Raw genomic sequence first — 17,702 nt, 5'->3', positions numbered from 1 at the left:
GTTATGCCACGGATTGGGTCAGATCAGGGATGTGCACGGCATCAAGCAGTGCACGGGTGTAAGGATGCTGTGCCTGCGCCCGCATGTTCTCGCCGGGCAGCACTTCCACCACATCGCCGCGATACATCACCGCCACGCGATGCGCGATCTGGCGGATGAGATTGAGATCGTGGGTGATGAACAGATATGCCGTGCCGTAGCGACGGCGCAGCTCCAGCAGCAGCTCGATAATGGTGGCCTGCACCGACACATCCAGCGCCGCCGTGATTTCATCGCAAATCACCAGGTCCGGCGGGTTAGCGAAGGCGCGTGCAATCGCCACGCGCTGTTTTTGCCCGCCCGACAGCGCGTGCGGATAGCGGCTGGCAAATTCCGCAGGCAGCCGCACTTCCTGCAGCAGACGCGCCACCGCCTGCGCCTCGCTTTCTCCCGGTGGCAGTCCATACAGCCGCAGCGGACGGGCGATAATTTCGCCGACGGTCATGCGCGGATTGAGTGACGCATCCGGATGCTGAAAAATCATCTGCACGCGGCGGCGATACGCCGGGTCCATCTGCGCGCGGCCATATAACGTCGCGCCGCAGAAGTCGATGCTGCCACTGAACGGCACCAGGCCGGTTATCGCCTTGCCGAGTGAAGATTTACCCGAACCGGACTCGCCGACCACGCCGAGAATTTCGCCCTGATGCACCGTCAGCGAAACCGCATTGGCGGCCCGCGTCGTGTTCGCTTCGCGTTTCAACAGCCGATCGAGCACGCCGTGCTGGCCATAATCAATCGTCATCGCCTGCAGGCTGAGCAGCGGCTGACGGCCGGCCGCATCCGCGACCAGCCGATGCTGCGGATCCGGCACCGCGGCAATCAGTTTGCGCGTATACGGATGCGCGGGCGCGCTGAACAGCGTGCGCGTCGCGGCCTGCTCGACGATGCGGCCCTGCTCCAGCACGCACACGCGGTCGGCCACTTTCGCCACCAGCGCCAGATCGTGTGAGATATACAGCGACGCGACGCCGGTCTCGGCGCGCAGTCGCTCGTAAAGGTCGAGGATTTGCGCTGAGCTGATGACGTCCAGCGCCGTGGTCGGCTCATCAAAAATCAGGCAGTCCGGCTGGCAGGCGAAGGCGGTAGCGATCAGGATGCGCTGCTTCTCACCACCGGAAACCTGATGCGGATAGCGCTGCATCATGCGTGCCGGGTGCTTCAGCTCGACATCGCGCAGCAGCGATTCCCCCAGCTGCTGCGCTTCGCGCGCTGACAGCCCACGATGACGGCGCAGCACTTCGGTGACCTGTTCACCCAGCGTCAGTGTCGGGTTCAGCGACGCGCTGGGATCCTGAAAAATCATGCCAAGCTTTTTACCGCGCAGCGCCATCAGTTGGTGCGCTGGCAGCTGCAGCAGGCTTTCGCCGTTCAGCCGGATATCACCCGCCTGCTCGCGTGCGTTACTGGCCAGCCAGCGCATGATCGCCCAGCCGAGGGTGGTCTTGCCGGAGCCGGACTCTCCTACCAGCCCCAACACTTCGCCCGGCATCACCTGCAGGGTGATATCGCGCAGTACCGGCAGTGAATGGCCGCGCGCTAACGCATAATCGAGGCTGTAATTGTCCACCGACAGCACCGGGTTGTGCGGACTCTTCATTTGTGGCTCCCTGGATTTAACACATCACGCAGGCCATCGCCCAGCAGGTTGAAGCCAATCGCCACCAGCGCGATAGCCAGACCGGGGATCATCATCATCCACGGTGCTTTAAAGAAATAACTGCGCGCTTCGGACACCATCAGCCCCCACTCCGGCTCGGGCGGCTGCGCGCCGAGGCCGAGAAAGCTCAGCGTGGCAAACAGCATGATGGCGAATGCCACGCGAATGGTGGCTTCCACGATGATCGGCGCGAGAATGTTCGGCAGCATTTCGCGCAGAATGATGTAGTAACCCGCTTCGCCGCGCGCGATGGCGGCGCTGATGTAGTCCTGCTGACGCGCCGCCAGCGCCACGCTGCGCGCAATGCGCACCATACCCGGCACGAAGGCGATAGTGATAGCCAGCACGGCGTTCATGCTGCTCTGCCCCAGGGTGCTGACAATCAGCAGCGCAAACAGCAGGCTGGGAATCGCCATCACCGCATCCATGGTGCGCATCAGGAATTCATCCACTTTGCCGCCAAGGTAGGCGCTGGCGGTGCCCAGTACTGAGCCAATAACCATCGCGAGCGCGGTCGCCAGCAGCGACAGCAAAATGGTGGACCGCGCGCCGACCAGCACCCGGCTGAAAATGTCGCGCCCCAGCTGATCGGTGCCGAACCAGTGTTCCGCGCTGGGCGGGCGATAACGCGTCAGAATCGAAATCGACTCCGGATCAAACGGTGCCACGTGCGCGCCGCCCGCTACCATCAGCAGCGCCAGCAGCAGAATCAGCACACCCGCCGCACCCTGCGGCGAGCGCAGTAATCGTTTCAGTATTTCAGGCATAGGAAATCCGCTTATCGAGCATGACGTAGGCCAAATCCGCAAGGAAATTCACCACGGCATAGGTTGCCGCGAGGATCATCACGCCGGCCTGAATAGTGGGCAGATCGCGCGCCTGTACCGCGACAATCAGCTCCCGGCCAATACCGGGAATGGCAAAAATCTCCTCCACCACCACAATCCCGCCCAGCAGATAGCCGACGTCGAGCGCCACAATGGTGATGGTGGGCAACAGGCCATTGCGCAGCGCATGGCGCCACAGGATGCGCCGGCGCGACAGGCCTTTCAGCCACGCGGCGCGAACGTAGTCGGTGTGCAGCACGTCAACCATTTCCGAGCGCACCATGCGCGAAACGTGTGCCACCAGAATCAGCGCAACGGTGATCGACGGCAGAATCAGGTGCTGAATACCGCTGATAAAATTTTCGCTGAGCGGCACGTAGCCGGTGGCGGGCAGAATCTGCCAGACATCGGCAAACAGCAGCAGCACCAGCGTGGCGGTGACGAATTCCGGAAACGAGATGCCCATATACGAGATCACGCTGACCAGCACATCGGCGGTCTTACCGCGCCGCACGGCCGCCCAGATGCCGAGCGGAATGGCGATCACCAGCATCAGTAACAGGGCGCACAGCGCCAGCAGCAGCGAGCGCGACAGCGCGGTCAGCAGCGTTGGCCCGACCGCCAGGCCATTGCGCATCGACACGCCAAAGTTGCCCTGCAACGCCTGCGTCAGCCAGTGCCAGTATTGCAGCCAAGCGGGCGCATCCAGCCCAAGCCGCGCCCGCACCGCCGCCAGCGCTTCCGGCGTGGCGTTTTGTCCCAGCAGCGTGACTGCGGCATCGGCGGGCAGCAGCTGAGTGATGCCAAACACCAGCAGCGACACCACCAGCAGCGTGTAAATCATCAGCAGCAGGCGTTTAAGCAGGTAACTTGCTGTCACGGTCGCTCCTTACAGGCTGCGCTTTGGCGCGTTAGCGGTCAGCCAGACATGATCGAGGCGGAATACCGCCCCGCGCGGATGCAGATGATAGCCCGCCACGTGCTCACGACTGGCAGCAAGCAAATCAAAGAAGGTCGGGATTAACGAGGGCACCTCGTCGTGCATCAGCTGCTGGGCTTTGCCGTACAGCTGGGTGCGCAGCGTTTCGTCATTGGTTTCGCGCGCCGCCATCACCGCACCGTCGAAAGCCGCATTGTTCCAGCGCGTTTCGTTCCACGCCGCTGTTGAGGTATAGAGCAGAGAAAACACCGCATCCGGCGTCGGCTGCATGTTGTAAAAGCCGACGTAGAAATTGCCCTTCTTCCACACCTGATCGAGATAGGTGCTGTGCGCCATGGTCTGCACATTGATACGGAAACCGCCCGGTTTCGCCATCTCCCGCAGGGCAATCCCTAGCTGGGTGCGGGTTGACGGCTTGTCTGAGGCGATAAGCGTTAAATCCAGCCCATTCGGATAACCGGCCTCCGCCAGCAGCGCTTTGGCTTTGCTGTAGTCCAGCGCTTTTTGCGTCAGCTGCGCGTAATACGGATAAGCGGCGTTGATTGGCGTGTCGTTACCCGGCGATCCCAGACCGTCTGCGACAAAATCCACCGATGCCTGGCGGTCTACGCATAACGCCAGCGCCTGGCGGACGCGCACATCATTAAACGGCTTTTGATCGCAGCCCATGTTGACGTTAAGAAACTGGCCGGACGCCACGCGCAGCGGCAGCACGCCCGCCGATTTGGCTAAGCGGGCAAACTCGCTCGACTGCGCACTCAGCATCAGATCGGTATCGCCGGCGATCAGCGCGGAGCTTTCAGCGATAGCGTCGGGATACACCACCACTTCCACGCCATCCAGATACGGCCGCGTGGCGTCGTAATAGTGCGGGTTGCGTTTCACCACGATTTTGCGTTCCGGATCGTAAGACACCAGCTGGAACGGCCCGGCCCCCAGCGAGGCGCTACTCAGCTTGTCGTACTGCCCCTGCGCGATATGCGCCGGGATGATTTTGGCATCCGGATAGGCCAGCATCACCGGCAGATCGGCATAAGGCGCCTCGGTCTCAATCAGGATGGTGTTATTGTCTTTAGCGCTTACCGTTTTAATCGGGCCGATGTTGTGCAACGCCGGTGAGGCGTTTTTCGGGTCCAGCAGCGCCTGCAGACTGGCGACCACATCCGCTGCGGTGAGCGGCGAACCGTCGCTGAAGCGCAGATCGGGCCGCAGCGTGAAGGTCCACTGGGTTAAGTCGTCGTTCGGCTGCCAGGACTGCGCCAGATCGCCTTCCGCTTTCATCGCCTGCGTCAGGCGGGTTAAGCCGCTATACAACAGCTCTGCCACCAGATATTCCGGATTAACCCGCACCTGATGGGGATTGAGCACGCTGACCGCCTGGTCAACGCTGATGCGCAATACGCCACCTTTACGCGGCGTGCCGCCCGGGGTCGCGCTGGCAACGGCGGCAGCCGAGGCACTGAATGACCAGGGCAGCAGCGCCGCTCCGGTCAGGGCGGTTGAACTGGCGATAAACTGTCTGCGGTTTAACCCTTTCATGGCGCACATCTTCTGTTCCTCGTTGGTTTATTAATTACCCTGGGTTGGCTGAAAATCATTGGCGAGATACGCCAGAATCGACTGCGAAAGTGCAATAACATCTGCCATCGTGGTGTATTCATCGGCGGCATGAATGCGGTTATCGGGACGGGCAAGTCCGCCCAGCAGAATTTCCTGAATGCCGGCCTGCTGTACCCAGCCCATATCCGAGCTGGTGGCGGATCCCCAGGCTTTGAATTCTGCTGGCGGGAAGCCGAAGCCCTGGCTGAGCGCCGCCTGCCAGCGCGGCCAGTGCGGACCGGTGGGATCGGCGACCGGCGCCAGATGGCCAATGAGCTGCAGCGTGACGTCGCTGGCGGCGCTGCCCTGCATCGCCTTATCCACGCACTGCGTCAGCTCCTGCCACACGTCGGCAAACGGCTCTTCCGGCGCATAACGGCGATTAACCAGCAGCTCAAAGCGTTCCGGAATGGTGGAGCCTTTACTGCCGCCGTGCGCGGCGGCCAGCGTCAGTAAGGCGGTGAGCGGCTGGCCCTGATAATGCGGCGGCGCGGGCATTGCCGAAACCCGCTGTTCCACCTCGCCTTTCAGCTGATACAGCGCATTCATCAGCGGAAGCGCAGCCTCAATAGCATTGATACCCTGCAGCGGATCGCCGGAGTGCGCCGAGCGGCCGCTGACGATAATTTTGATATCGATACTGCCAAAGCAACCGGCCCAGATACGCGGCACCGCGCCGCCGTTGAAGCTGAGCAGGTGACCGTGGAATAACTGCTGCTCCGCCAGATAACGAATACCGGGATAAAGGCCACCCTCTTCATCGGTACAGAGTAAAAACACCGGGTTATAGCGCAGGTGGAGCTGATAGCGCTGCGCGGCCCGCACCGCAGCCAGCGCGGCCACGATGGTGCCTTTCATATCCGCGGCGCCGCGTCCGAACAGCTTGTTTTCCGCCACGCTGAGCGCCAGCGGCGGAAAGCGCCAGCCATCGCCGGCCGGAACCGTATCGGTGTGAAAGTAGAGATTGCAGTTTTCAGCCGCGCCGGCATCCAGCGCGGCCAGCAGATTCACCCGCTCGCCCTGCGCGCTGCCGTCCGGCGTCTGCCACAGCGCGTCGGGCACCGAAACGCGCTGCAGATCAAAATGCATTGGCTGCAGCATCGTGCTCAGCAGGTCGGCGAATGCTGCGTAACCCAGTCCGGGCGGGAAGCAGGTATCCACCGCCAGCATGCGTTGCAGATCGTCAAGAATCTGCGCCTGATCGTCGGCGATATGGGTCAGAGCGCGCTGTAGTGATGAATTTTCCTGCATAAACTGTTCACTTATTGTATTTCTATATAGTTTATAGATAATGCAAATGAACAGCTGGGGTCAATCGGTAATCGGAAACATGCAAAAAAACTATGACGCGCACGACGTTCCTCAATTCAGTCGCCTGAACGAAGGCGAAGGCGCTCCGCTGTACGAAGTAGTGAAGCGCTATATCAGTGAATCCATCCTGCAGGGCGAACTGCCGGCGGGCACCATTTTGCCCAGCGAAAACAGTCTGGCGGCGAAGTTCGGTGTCTCGGTCGGTACGGTGCGCAAGGCGCTGGCGGCGCTCACGACGGAAGGGATGCTGATGCGCCGGCGCAAAACCGGCACGGTGGTGACCGGCTGGGCGCCGCTGCATAACCTCAGCCATTTCTTTCACTATTTTCGTCTGCATGACAAATCGGGCGGTTTGCTGCAGTCGGAAACGCGACTGCTGGAGTATCAGCACAGTCGCGCCAGCGCCGACGAAGCCGATAAGCTGCAGATCGCAGCGGGTGACGCAGTGATTCGCCTGAAACGCCTGCGCCGGGTGAAGGGCATTGCGGCCATGCATGAAACGCTGGTGCTCCCCGCCGCGCGTCTGCCCGACTTTCCGCCGGCGGAACAGCTACCGCAGTTGCTGTATCGTTACCTGTTTGAGCAGTACGATGTGCGTGTTGCGGCAGTGCGCGAGCAGATCAGCGCCACGCTCGCTACAGAAGAAGATGCCAGCCTGCTGGAACTTGCTCTGCCACACGCTGTGATGGTGATCGATGAGGTCTCTTTTGATCAAAGCGCCACGCCGGTGATTCTTGCGCATCACCGTTTCAGCACTGAACACTTTATGTATGTCAATGAGATACGCTGATTACGTAGATGTTTTACTGTAAGTTGTTTCAGATGCGCATCGACGCGCACCTGATTAATTTGCACCAAAACGCAGCGAGCGTTGTGAATAACAACCGCTGAGATGACCTCACTGAACAGGACATTTCCCATGGCAGCACGGCAGCACCATTACCAGATTTACCTTCGCTGGAGCGGCAATCGCGGCGATGGCACAGCGTCTTATACCGCTTACGATCGTGACAGCGAATTACAGGCACCCGGTAAACCGCCCATTTTGCTGAGTGCCGATCCGGCATTTCGTGGGGATAAAACGCGCTGGAATCCTGAGGAATTGCTGCTGGCGTCTGCGGCGGCCTGCCATAAGCTGTGGTATTTACACCTGTGCGCCGATGCCGGCATTGTGGTGGAGGAGTATGAAGATGCTGCCGAAGGGAACATGGTCGAGGGGGCGCGTGGACGCTTTACCGCTATCACGCTGAAGCCGCGCATCAAACTGCGCGACCCAGCGGATGCCGATCGCGCGCGGGCATTGCATCATCAGGCACACGAAGCCTGCTTCATCGCCAACTCGCTGAATTTTCCGGTAAACTGCGATCCTGAATTTTTCTGATTATGATGCGCGGGCCAGCGGCGTTTGCCACAGCCGCACGCCGTTGCGCCCGGCGCGCTTCACTTCATACAGCGCTTCATCCGCATGGCGCAGCCAGTCGCTTAACGATTCGGCGCTGACCGCAGGCGCAATACCGATACTGACCGAGCAGCGAAACTCTGCCGAGGCCGGTAAGCGCAGCTGGGCAATCTTCTCTTTTAGCCTTTCGGCCAGTTCAACCACCGATTCATCACTGGCCTGATGCACGATGACGCCCAGCTCATCGCCGCCAAAGCGCGCCGGAATGTCCTGCAGCCCGACATAGTTGCGCAGCAGCGCCGAGATCTCGGCCAGCAGAAAATCGCCCGCCTCATGGCCCCAGCTATCATTGACCACTTTGAAGTGATCGACATCCAGCAACAGCAGATAGCCGCTGCTATCGCCGCGCCGCGTGCTGAGAAACTCACTCTCCAGCCGCCGCTCAAACAGGCGCCGGTTAGGGATTTTCAGGCCGGGATCCATCAGCGCGATGCGCTCCAGTTCACGGTTGCGGGTGCGTAAATGCCAGGTGAGATTGTAGGAAGCCACGCTGAGTACCAGCATATAACAGGTGGCCAGCGGCAACGTCAGCCAGACGGTTTGCGTGCTGAACGCCAGATGTACGCTGGTGCCATCCAGCAGCCACACCATAATAAACCCGCACAAAAATGCCTGTATGGCGGCAATCAGCTGCGCGCCGCCGCCAGCGGCATAGCGATCCGATGCCAGCACCGCCATGATAACAAAAGAGGGCATGGGGCTTAGCGCCATCAGCGCCACCCAGATCCCGCCAAAGGCGGCATCCAGCGTCAGATTCTGGCGTTCGGTACCGGTTGAGTCTTCGGCACGAAGCGCACGCTGATACGCCAGCCAGGGCCAGAAAAAGGCGTTCACAAACAGCAGCGCGCTGAATGCCAGTCCGCGCTGCATTTCCAGTAACACTGAAAGAATCGGAAAGAAACAGAGGATCGTGCCGAGCTGACGCATGATGAACATACGACGGACGAAGCGTTTTGACCGGCGCTTCAAATGGTTTTCATCAGGCGAGTAGTAATTCATTCACGGGAAAATTCAGTTCGACAAAAATGGCAGTGTATCGGGAAAAAGTCGCCCTGCGGCGACTTTTTTTAAGAATTTTCGCCTTGCACATTGGCGGACACTTAAATAACAGCGCTTTGCCGCCAATAGCAGCAGCGGCCAGCAGGTGCAGTTCGCTGCCGCTGCGCGTGTTTTTAGTTTACAGCGCCTTGCAAACGGAACTGGCTGACCAGCCGCTGCAGCATGAATGCCTGCTCTTCCAGCGCCTGTGCGGAATGGGATGACGCGCTGACCAGCGACGCATTTTGCTGGGTAGTACCGTCCAGCTCACCTACTGCGCGCGCGATTTGCTCGATGCCGCGGCTCTGCTCATCAGAAGCAGCCGAGATCTCCGCCATGATTTCATTCACGCGTGCGATGCTACTGACAATCTGCTCCATCGTTTCACCCGCGCGCGCCACCTGCTGATGGCCGTTGCTGATACGCCCTACCGATTCGCCAATCAGCCGTTCAATATCTTTCGCCGCTCCGGCACTGCGCTGGGCCAGATTACGCACTTCGCTGGCGACCACGGCAAAGCCGCGCCCCTGCTCGCCGGCGCGGGCGGCTTCAACCGCCGCGTTGAGCGCCAGGATATTGGTCTGGAAGGCGATGCTGTTGATCACCGCAGTAATCTCGGCAATTTTCTTAGAACTATCAGAAATCTCGCCCATGGTGCTGACGACGTTGTGCACCGCGATACCGCCCTGACTGGCATTATGCGTCGCTTCCGCCGCGATCTGGCTGGCGAGACGCGCATTGCTGGCATTATTTTTTACCGTGGCGGTGAGCTGCTCCATGCTGGCGGCGGTTTCCACCACCGCAGCCGATTGCTGGGCGGTGCGCGACGACAACTCCAGGTTACCCTGGTGTATGGTGCTGGCAGCCTGCGACACATTGCTGACGCTGTGCAGCACCTCGCCAATCATGCCGCGCAGCCGCGCATTCATGCGTCCCATGGCAGAGGTGAGCTGGCCGAGCTCGTCCTGGCGATGAGTGACAAACTGCGAGCTGAGGTCGCCGCTGGCAATGCGTTCGGCCAGCGCGAGGTTGTGAAACACCGGGCGCGTAATCTGCCGGATGATAGTCCAGGCCACCAGCACACCCAGCGCTATCGCCAGGCTGCCCATCAGTAGCGAGAGCGCCGCTGACCCGTTAGCCAGTTCATCGTTACGCGCCTTAACCAGGGCGATGATCTGTTTGATCGCCGCGCTGCTGTTATCGCCCGCCACTTTGACGGTGTTTTCCGCGCCGCGCAGCTGGCCGTAAATCGCTGCCGCCTGCAGGCTCAGATCTTTAAAACGTTCGGTATCCTGCCATAGCGCGTTAAATCCGCCCTGCTGCTCCGCTGGCAGCTGAGTCAGTAGCGTGTTCATGTCCTGCCCGGCGCGCTGAAAATCATGTTCCAGTTTATTGCGCAGTGCCTCGCTGACGTTGAAGCGCAGCGCCCAGGCCTCTTCGCGCACATTACTGATGGCAAACAGCAGCTGATAAATCTGGTTGGTGAGTTCGGGTGTGCTGACGGGGGTCCGGATTAGCCCGGTATAGCGCGACGTCATGTCCTGCTGGCTCAGCGCATCCAGCTGGCTGCGCAGATCGTTGAGCTGTTGGGTTGCCTGTGTCATGGCGGTGATGCTGTGATGGAAACGGGCAAGATGGCTGGCGACATCGTTGAGCAACCCTCTGGCGTCCGCCGTCCACGGCAGCTGCTGGGCCTGCTGCGTCAGTTGCTGAGCGTGCGTGACGTAATCCGTCATGGTGCCGCCCGCTTTGTCCTCGCCGTATAGATATTTAAGACGATTGATTTTGGCCTGAAAGACTTCAATGTTGATGTCATAAATCAGATTGGTTTTCTGATAGATGTCGTGAATCTGATTGAATCGTTGCACGCTGAGCGCTGTGGCCAGTGCCACCAGCAGCAGGACGATGCCGAAGCCTGCCGCCAGCTTGCGCGTAATGCGCACATTCCGTAATCGGGAGACCAGTCCCATGTCTCGCTCCTGTCATTGTTGTTTTTGTTGAGTCTGCAGAAGGAGTTATCGGACCGTACCGGGAATTATTTACTGTTGCGGGGCGAAAATGGGCTGTGTCATAAAAGCGGTATAGTATTTAGCCAAAATACTCTTTTAAAGCACTTCTTAAAGCGCTAATATCAGCACCATAAAGTGTTAATATACTTCACCTGTTTTCATTATCTAAGTCCGGATACCTCACCATGCCATTTCAGATCCTGTCAAACACCGCTGCCAGCATTACCGATTTAAAGCGTGATCCCATGGGAACAGTGCGTTCAGCGGAAGGGGAAACCATTGCTATCTTAAACCGCAACGAGCCCGCTTTTTACTGCGTTCCACCGGCTGTTTACCAATATCTGATGGAATTAGCAGAAGATGCAGAACTGGGTCGTATCGCTGATGAACGCATTTCTGAATTAGCGGATGCGAAAGAGATTTCGCTGGATGACTTATAAATTAAAGTTCGTTCCTTCCGCTGAAAAGGAGTGGAAGAAACTGGGTCATCCGGTGCGTGAGCAGTTTAAGAAAAAGCTGGCACAACGGCTGGAAAATCCCCGTGTCCCCTCAGCACAACTTCACGGACGAAAAGATCAGTACAAAATAAAGCTACGAGCTTCAGGCTATCGCCTGGTGTACCTTGTGCAGGATGAAACCATCACTGTCATGGTATTAGGTGTGGGTAAACGCGAAGGCAGTCAGGTCTATGCGGATACGGAATGCAGATTGCCTGAGTAATCTGTTGATAGCAAAGCCGGCGATTTCAGCCTGAAATCGCCAGCCATGGCCGGGCAATTACCAGCGAGTTGCCAGCATATCAATGACGAAACGGTACTTCACCTCGCCCTTCAGCATACGCGCGAAGGCCGTTTCGATCTCTTCACCGGTGATCAGCTCAATATCTGCCGTAATGTTATGCTCGCCGCAGAAATCCAGCATCTCCTGGGTCTCTTTGATGCTACCGATGGATGAACCGCTGATGCTCAGACGGCGAAACACCAGCGGCGTGACGTTCGGCGACTGATGCGGTTGGTCAGGAATGCCGACCAGCACCAGACGGCCATTGGTCTTCAGCGTCGCGAGGTAAGGATCGAGATCGTGCGGTGCCGCCACGCAGTCAATGATGAAATCAAGCGAGGTCTGGCATGCCGCCATCTGCGCGGCATCACGCGACACCACCACGCGCGTCGCACCAAGACGACGTGCGTCAGCGCCTTTTTCCGGCGAGGTAGTAAACAGGGTAACCTCAGCGCCCAGCGCGCTGGCCAGTTTTACCGCCATGTGGCCCAAACCACCCAGCCCCACTACCCCGACGTTATCACCGGCTTTGACGCCGAAATGGCGCAGCGGAGACCACACCGTTACGCCCGCACACAGCAGCGGTGCCACGCCCGCCAGCGCCAGATTTTGCGGGATCGACACGACAAAATGCTGATCGACCACCACATGCTGCGCGTAGCCACCCCAGGTGCTGTCGCCGGTGTATTTATCGATGCCGTTGTAAGTGGCGGTGAAGCCCGCTTCGCAGTACTGCTCTTCCTGCTGCTGGCAGAAGTGGCAGGCACGGCAGGAATCCACCATCACGCCCACACCGACCATATCACCGGCTTTGAAGCGCGTAACCTGAGTTCCGGTCTCCAGCACGCGTCCAACGATCTCGTGGCCCGGCACCAGCGGATAACGACTGACCGCCCACTCATTGCGTGCCATGTGCAAATCAGAATGGCATACGCCGCAGTAAAGAATTTCAATTTTTACGTCCTGCTGCTGCAGCGGACGCAAAGTAATCTGGCCGGCAGCCAGCGGTTGCGCTGCATCCTGCGCCACCAGTGCGTTAATTTTCATGATGCCTTCCTCAAATTCTGATGTGGGCTGAATGAAGGCGGCAGACTATAATCAACGCGGTGCAGAATTGATAGTAGTCACCTTTTGGTGACCATAAAGGAGAGTGCGATGCCAGCCTGGGTTGATGGCAAACTGGTTTTCTATGCGGATTCGCCACCGCGCCGTCTGATGGATCTGTTTTCGGTGAAGTGGAGCACAATGGTGCTGCACGCGCTATATCACTGGCCGGGACAGCGCGCCCGTACTGGTGAACTGCAGCGTAGCCTGCAGGGGATTTCGAAAAAAATGCTGTTTCAGACACTGAAAGAGCTGGAGCAGCGCGGCTTAATTGCGCGTCAGGTTTATGAAGTGATTCCACCGAAAGTGGATTACCGGCTGACCGCGCTGGGCATGACCTTCGCCCGGCCGATTGAGCAGATGTATCAGTGGGGATTAGAAAACCAGGCGGCACTGGATGAGATGGAAGCTAATCTTCGCGCGGCAGGCGGCACGCCGGCGGAAAAAGCCCGCCCTGCAGCGTCATCCGCCCGTGAATAACCACGCGCGGGTCGCATACTGTCCGTCGCGGCGCGATTTATCACACACAAAATAGCGCCGCGGTTCGTGGATCGATCCGGTGCCCGTTAACCAAACGGCGTTTCGCGTGCCAGCAGGCGGGCGATGACGTTGAGAGCGCCCTCGTCGTTATTACTTTCCGTCCGATAACGCGCCACGGCTGCCACCGGTGCAGCGGCGTTGGCCATGGCAAAGCTGTAACAGGCCTGGCGCAGCATTTCGATGTCGTTAGCGCTGTCGCCAATCGCCAGCACTTCACAATCATCAATGCCCCACTTCTCCTGCAGCAGCGCGATGCCGTGCGCCTTATGGCAGCCGGGAATGATTAAATCGACAAAGCCAAATCCGCTGGAGACCGGATGCATGATGTTTTCAATCGCGTTCAGTTCGCTGTGCAGACGCGCCAGCAGCGCCTCGACACCTTCATGTGCCAGATTCAGCGAAAACTTGAAAATGGTATCGTCGATATCGTACAGACTGTCGCGCTTCTCCAGCCGGCGATAGTGATTGGCCAGCATGGCGACCACCTCATCCGGCATTGACTTGTGCACATAAGCCCCGTTGCGACCGCACACCACGGTGCTGATCTCCGGCTCTTTGGCGAGAATATCCAGCACCTGATGAACACGTTCCGGCGCCAGTTCGCCGCAGAAAATTTCTTCGTTGCTGTCGGACACCCAGGCACCGTTTTCTGCCACGAAGGCGATCTCATCTTTGATAGCGGGAAAATAGTGCTGCAACTGATAATACTGATTGCCGCTGGCGACCACGAAACGGATGCCTTTCTCCTTCAGCAGCGCGTACTGGCGCGCAAAACGCTGCGCGTTGTACTGCTTATTGTCATCGAGAAATGTCCCATCCATATCCACCGCAATCATTTTTACTGCCATCATGCTCTCCCGTCTCTGTGTGCCGTCAATCCATCCGGCTTTACCAAGGTTTTATCAAGCTTACTCGCGGTGTGGATTAATGAGAATGTGAATAATGAGTTTGTTAACCGCTTTCAGAGATTTCCAGCCCATTTTTTACTGCAATTCGGCCCCTTTTTCTCTGATCCAGGCACAGAACATGTCTGCCATATCGCGTGCGTAAGCCTGAATTTCTGCTGCGCTGCGCGGCGATTCGGAAAAATGCTTGCCGACGTCCCCCAGCGTACTGTTGATTAAATCCGCCGCCCGCGCCACCTCAGCCGCGTCCCGCTGCGGCAGCAGCTGTTGCAGAAATTCGCACATCACATTCTCGCCATTGGCGCGCGCGGCCTGCACTTCCGGCGCATCCCGGTAAAGCGGCGCGGCATCATTCAGTGCGGTGCGCATCGCCGCCTCTTCACACTCCGAGTGCAGGAACGCCCAGGTCAGCTGATGCAAGCGCTGACGCGGCGTAGATGCGCTGTCGCGCAGAATCGAACCCAGCAGATCGCCGGTTCGCTGCCACTCTTCGCTCTGCAGACGAGAGAAGGTAACAAATAGGTAGCTGTGTGAAGTAATCTGGTATCACGGTTTTTGTCAAAGTCTTACCGCAAGTCGATTCGCTACTCAGCACGTAGTAACATCGATTTGCGGTAATTTTTTGCCCCACGTATGCCCCACTTAAATCGTCGGCCGGTTATCCTCCCGCGCCGATATCACTCCCCACGTCTGCACGCCGATGATCGTAATCTCTTCCAGCGCCTCTCCCTCAAATGTTTCCCCGTCCTCGCAGGTAATGTAGTCGCGCCCCAGCATGCCAAGCTGACAGATGCCGAAAGCCACAAAGTAGATGGTGTCACCCACCTTTGGCCGCACGGACCTGTCGATGATCGCCACGCCATCGCAAGTCGGAACGTGGAGCGTTTCAGACGGCCGCGAGGTGATCAGCACCGGACCACCGGCAGGTCGGAAACTTTTGTGGTATATGCCGGCGAAAGCATCTCGCGCTTCATCGCCCATGTGTTCTGTATACCCTGCCCTGCGAACCATAGATTCCCCTTCCCGCTCAGGTTGAGACCATCCATCACGCGCATCAGCGCTTCGCTGTTGGCCTGTGGTTTGTTTTCATCAAACAGATTCAGCTGCGACACTCCTTCGCTGTAGAAATCGCCCAGCATCACGCCTGCCTTCATGTAGCGGTGTCCCTCTAACCAGATGCGATCGAGCGCTTCAATGGCTACCCGGATGATGTCGCGCGTGTCGTTGGTTGGCGTAAGCACTTTGCCGGTCGACTGGTTGCCATAGAAAACTTCACCCACGGCGTGAGGGCTGGTCCGGACGAACACGGCTATCTGCGTGCAATACTGGCGCTCACCACGCAGCTTACCCGCGGCTCGCGCGGCGAAGGTGCATATGGCTTCGCGCATGTCGTCGTATTTGGTGATTCGGCTGCCGAACGAGCGGGAGCAGACAATCTGCTGTTTGGTGGGGGCGAACTCTTCCAGCTGCAGGCATGGCTCACCGCGCAGCTCTCTGACGGTTCGTTCCAGCACAACGTTGAAGTGTTTGCGGATGGTGTAGGTGCTTTGCTCTGACAGGTCTTTCGCGGTCATGATGCCCATGGCGTTCAGCTTCTTGCTGATGCGCCGGCCGACGCCCCACACATCCTCAACCGGTACCAGCGCCATAAGCTTGCGCTGACGGTCGATATTCGACAGGTCCAGCACGCCGCCGGTCTTCGTCCACTTCTTGGCGGCATGGTTAGCCAGTTTGGCGAGCGTTTTGGTCTGCGCTATCCCTACGCCTACAGTCAGGTGCGTTTCCTGCTTAATGCGCGCCCGGACAGCGCGGCCAAAGTCCTCAAGCGGGTGATTGCGCTGCATGCCGTCCAGGCACATAAACGCTTCGTCGATGGAGTAGATTTCCACGGCCGGCGCCATGCTCTCAAGCGTGCTCATCACGCGGTTGCTCATATCGGCGTATAGCGCATAGTTGGAGCTGAACACCTGCACGTTGTGACGGTGGAATTCATCCTTCAGCTTGAAGTACGGCGCGCCCATGGGGATTTGCAGCGCCTTAGCCTCTGCCGATCGCGCAATAACACATCCGTCATTGTTGCTGAGCACCACTACCGGCTTTCCCCGCAGATCGGGCCTGAATACTGTCTCGCAACTCGCATAGAACGAGTTCACATCGACCAGGGCAAACATCACACACCGCCATTGGGATTGAACACCTGAAACAGGCGCTCTTCACCGTCGGTTTTGGTGATGTCGCGGAACGTTGTGGTGTGCATCTCGATCCACTTATTGGCCGCCCGCAGCGTGTAATGCCAGTTCAGCCGGTCAAGTTCCCTGATGAAGTCGAGCGTGCTGATGGTGTAGCGGCCGGCAGCGTCGCGTTTCACCGCCTGCCGGAAAGCAATCATGATTTCGTAGTCGCGTGGCATGGTCATTTACCTCCGTGATAAATACTGTATGGATAAACAGTAATATCGATCGATAGAACTGATCAAGCCGCTGCGGTTGGGGTTTTTGTAAAGCCTTTGGCGGGCAAGGATATTTAGTTTGGCGTGTAACACTCAACACGTAAAGGAGGTAGAAATTAGTCGAGTGTGCTGTCATTTTTTAATCATTAGATGCTTATGCTATCCCATGGTTAGTAATTCGACGTGACGTTGGGTGATAAACAAATTATGATTACTCATAAATGAGCAAATGGTGTATCCTCAACACTGTATGCACATACAGTACACTTTTAAGGTCAAAACCTTAGGGGAGGTACTGTCTCATCTTAAATTTACCAAAGGAGGCATGTCATGGCTTACTCTGCAAATGCGGTTGCTAATGCCTTCATTGAAAGAGCGAAACAGGGGAAAATCCCTGATTTAACTCCTATGAAGGTTCAAAAACTGCTGTTTTACACTCAGTCTTGGTTCCTGAAGTTGTATGGAGGTAAACCACTCATTGATGACAGCTTTGCAAGATGGCGTCATGGGCCAGTTATTACATCGCTTTATCATGAGCTAAAAAATTATGGATATCACACTGTAACCAGCAAACTGACAAGAGCTGTACCATCTCCAGATGGGCATGGTTTACGTTTGATAACCCCAGAAGTTGACCCCAATGACAAAACAGCTGTTGAGTTGATTGACCGAATCACCGAAGTCTACGGCAAGTTTTCGGGTACTCAGTTATCCGCAATGACTCATGCTCAGGGTACAGCATGGAGCCTGCACGGTGGTGATGGTTCAATCATCACGTTTGATGAGATGGCTAATAACATTCATCCAGCTCAACAGGCTTAGTGACTGGATGTCTTAATGTCAGAAACTCCCAATCAAGACATTCTCAGCCAGGTAGCGCCGCCAGCAAATGCGGCGCTTACTACTCCCGGAACTCCCCTGTCGAAGAGCCACCAGTAACAAATGCTGGTGAAGTAAAGCGCGAAGAAAAATCTAGCGAAAAAGACCTGATGCTTCTTAATGAAGAAGTAGAAGATCGAAAGGCTGATAGAGCACTACGAGA

19 protein-coding genes are annotated in these 17,702 nt (G+C 57.7%); 6 read left to right on the top strand and 13 right to left on the bottom strand.

Going from position 1 to position 17,702, the window contains the following annotated elements; all coding sequences use genetic code 11:
• Nucleotide 1 precedes the first annotated feature (1 nt).
• From ABVR31_RS22100 to ABVR31_RS22080, 5 genes are read right to left on the bottom strand one after another with little or no spacing between them, the layout of a single operon-like run.
• Nucleotides 2-1,639 (bottom strand): ABC transporter ATP-binding protein, encoded by a 1,638-nt coding sequence (locus ABVR31_RS22100; RefSeq protein ID WP_088517510.1) that lies wholly within the window; start codon nt 1,637-1,639, stop codon nt 2-4.
• The gene (locus tag ABVR31_RS22095) at nt 1,636-2,466 is read right to left on the bottom strand and encodes an ABC transporter permease (RefSeq protein WP_021508730.1); all 831 of its coding nucleotides are present in this window, start codon (nt 2,464-2,466) and stop codon (nt 1,636-1,638) included. The genes ABVR31_RS22100 and ABVR31_RS22095 overlap by 4 nt, the downstream gene beginning before the upstream one ends.
• Nucleotides 2,459-3,406: an ABC transporter permease gene (locus tag ABVR31_RS22090; protein WP_021508731.1), complete on the bottom strand. Its 948-nt coding sequence runs from the start codon at nt 3,404-3,406 to the stop codon at nt 2,459-2,461. Before ABVR31_RS22090 ends, ABVR31_RS22095 begins: the two co-directional genes overlap by 8 nt.
• Before the next feature lie 9 nt (nt 3,407-3,415).
• Nucleotides 3,416-5,014 carry an ABC transporter substrate-binding protein gene (locus ABVR31_RS22085; RefSeq protein WP_288422310.1) on the bottom strand — a complete coding sequence of 533 codons (1,599 nt, stop codon included), beginning with the start codon at nt 5,012-5,014 and terminating at the stop codon, nt 3,416-3,418.
• Between the two features lie 21 nt (nt 5,015-5,035).
• Complete coding sequence (locus ABVR31_RS22080; protein WP_371221229.1) at nt 5,036-6,316, bottom strand: M20 family metallopeptidase; 1,281 nt, start codon at nt 6,314-6,316, stop codon at nt 5,036-5,038.
• 79 nt (nt 6,317-6,395) lie between these two features.
• Here ABVR31_RS22080 and ABVR31_RS22075 point away from each other — a divergent pair, with 79 nt between their 5' ends.
• Together ABVR31_RS22075 and ABVR31_RS22070 are read left to right on the top strand one after the other, a co-directional pair.
• A complete protein-coding gene (locus tag ABVR31_RS22075) occupies nt 6,396-7,166 on the top strand; it encodes a GntR family transcriptional regulator (RefSeq protein ID WP_058758671.1) in 771 nt (256 codons plus the stop codon).
• 129 nt (nt 7,167-7,295) lie between these two features.
• Nucleotides 7,296-7,757, top strand: a complete 462-nt coding sequence (locus ABVR31_RS22070; RefSeq protein WP_058758672.1) for an OsmC family protein — start codon at nt 7,296-7,298, stop codon at nt 7,755-7,757.
• Here ABVR31_RS22070 and ABVR31_RS22065 read toward each other — a convergent pair whose 3' ends face one another.
• Nucleotides 7,758-8,834 carry a diguanylate cyclase gene (locus ABVR31_RS22065; protein ID WP_021508737.1) on the bottom strand — a complete coding sequence of 359 codons (1,077 nt, stop codon included), beginning with the start codon at nt 8,832-8,834 and terminating at the stop codon, nt 7,758-7,760.
• A gap of 173 nt (nt 8,835-9,007) precedes the next feature.
• Complete coding sequence (locus ABVR31_RS22060; protein WP_371221230.1) at nt 9,008-10,843, bottom strand: methyl-accepting chemotaxis protein; 1,836 nt, start codon at nt 10,841-10,843, stop codon at nt 9,008-9,010.
• Nucleotides 10,844-11,067: 224 nt separating this feature from the next.
• On the opposite strand from ABVR31_RS22060, the gene ABVR31_RS22055 reads away from it, so the two are divergent.
• Together ABVR31_RS22055 and ABVR31_RS22050 are read left to right on the top strand one after the other, a co-directional pair.
• On the top strand, nt 11,068-11,322 hold the full coding sequence (locus tag ABVR31_RS22055; RefSeq protein WP_058758675.1) for a type II toxin-antitoxin system Phd/YefM family antitoxin: 255 nt from the start codon (nt 11,068-11,070) through the stop codon (nt 11,320-11,322).
• A complete protein-coding gene (locus ABVR31_RS22050; protein WP_088517503.1) occupies nt 11,312-11,602 on the top strand; it encodes a type II toxin-antitoxin system RelE/ParE family toxin in 291 nt (96 codons plus the stop codon). Before ABVR31_RS22055 ends, ABVR31_RS22050 begins: the two co-directional genes overlap by 11 nt.
• A gap of 57 nt (nt 11,603-11,659) precedes the next feature.
• Here ABVR31_RS22050 and ABVR31_RS22045 read toward each other — a convergent pair whose 3' ends face one another.
• Nucleotides 11,660-12,709, bottom strand: a complete 1,050-nt coding sequence (locus ABVR31_RS22045; protein ID WP_288422303.1) for an NAD(P)-dependent alcohol dehydrogenase — start codon at nt 12,707-12,709, stop codon at nt 11,660-11,662.
• A 108-nt stretch (nt 12,710-12,817) separates the two neighbouring features.
• Between ABVR31_RS22045 and ABVR31_RS22040 the strand changes: the two genes are divergently transcribed.
• Entirely contained in the window at nt 12,818-13,246 is a 429-nt protein-coding gene (locus tag ABVR31_RS22040; RefSeq protein WP_288422301.1) for a helix-turn-helix domain-containing protein, read from the top strand.
• Nucleotides 13,247-13,332: 86 nt separating this feature from the next.
• Here the strand turns inward: ABVR31_RS22040 and ABVR31_RS22035 are convergent, their stop codons facing one another.
• The 5 genes from ABVR31_RS22035 to ABVR31_RS22015 all read right to left on the bottom strand — a co-directional run bounded on the left by ABVR31_RS22035 (nt 13,333) and on the right by ABVR31_RS22015 (nt 16,621).
• Entirely contained in the window at nt 13,333-14,154 is an 822-nt protein-coding gene (locus tag ABVR31_RS22035; RefSeq protein WP_021508741.1) for a Cof-type HAD-IIB family hydrolase, read from the bottom strand.
• Between the two features lie 135 nt (nt 14,155-14,289).
• Nucleotides 14,290-14,631: a TetR family transcriptional regulator gene (locus ABVR31_RS22030; protein ID WP_220094765.1), complete on the bottom strand. Its 342-nt coding sequence runs from the start codon at nt 14,629-14,631 to the stop codon at nt 14,290-14,292.
• A gap of 222 nt (nt 14,632-14,853) precedes the next feature.
• Nucleotides 14,854-15,123: a hypothetical protein gene (locus ABVR31_RS22025; RefSeq protein WP_059011961.1), complete on the bottom strand. Its 270-nt coding sequence runs from the start codon at nt 15,121-15,123 to the stop codon at nt 14,854-14,856.
• On the bottom strand, nt 15,117-16,382 hold the full coding sequence (umuC, locus tag ABVR31_RS22020) for a translesion error-prone DNA polymerase V subunit UmuC (RefSeq protein ID WP_372774618.1): 1,266 nt from the start codon (nt 16,380-16,382) through the stop codon (nt 15,117-15,119). The genes ABVR31_RS22025 and umuC overlap by 7 nt, the downstream gene beginning before the upstream one ends.
• The gene (locus tag ABVR31_RS22015) at nt 16,382-16,621 is read right to left on the bottom strand and encodes a hypothetical protein (RefSeq protein WP_058771615.1); all 240 of its coding nucleotides are present in this window, start codon (nt 16,619-16,621) and stop codon (nt 16,382-16,384) included. The genes umuC and ABVR31_RS22015 overlap by 1 nt, the downstream gene beginning before the upstream one ends.
• A 369-nt stretch (nt 16,622-16,990) precedes the next feature.
• Here ABVR31_RS22015 and ABVR31_RS22010 point away from each other — a divergent pair, with 369 nt between their 5' ends.
• Nucleotides 16,991-17,482 carry a Panacea domain-containing protein gene (locus ABVR31_RS22010; RefSeq protein ID WP_152390606.1) on the top strand — a complete coding sequence of 164 codons (492 nt, stop codon included), beginning with the start codon at nt 16,991-16,993 and terminating at the stop codon, nt 17,480-17,482.
• Nucleotides 17,483-17,702 lie beyond the last annotated feature (220 nt).

The organism is Pantoea sp. WEP (assembly GCF_041678305.1).
Classification (GTDB): Bacteria; Pseudomonadota; Gammaproteobacteria; order Enterobacterales; family Enterobacteriaceae; genus Pantoea; species Pantoea dispersa.
This window is presented reverse-complemented; position numbering and strand designations above follow the sequence as displayed.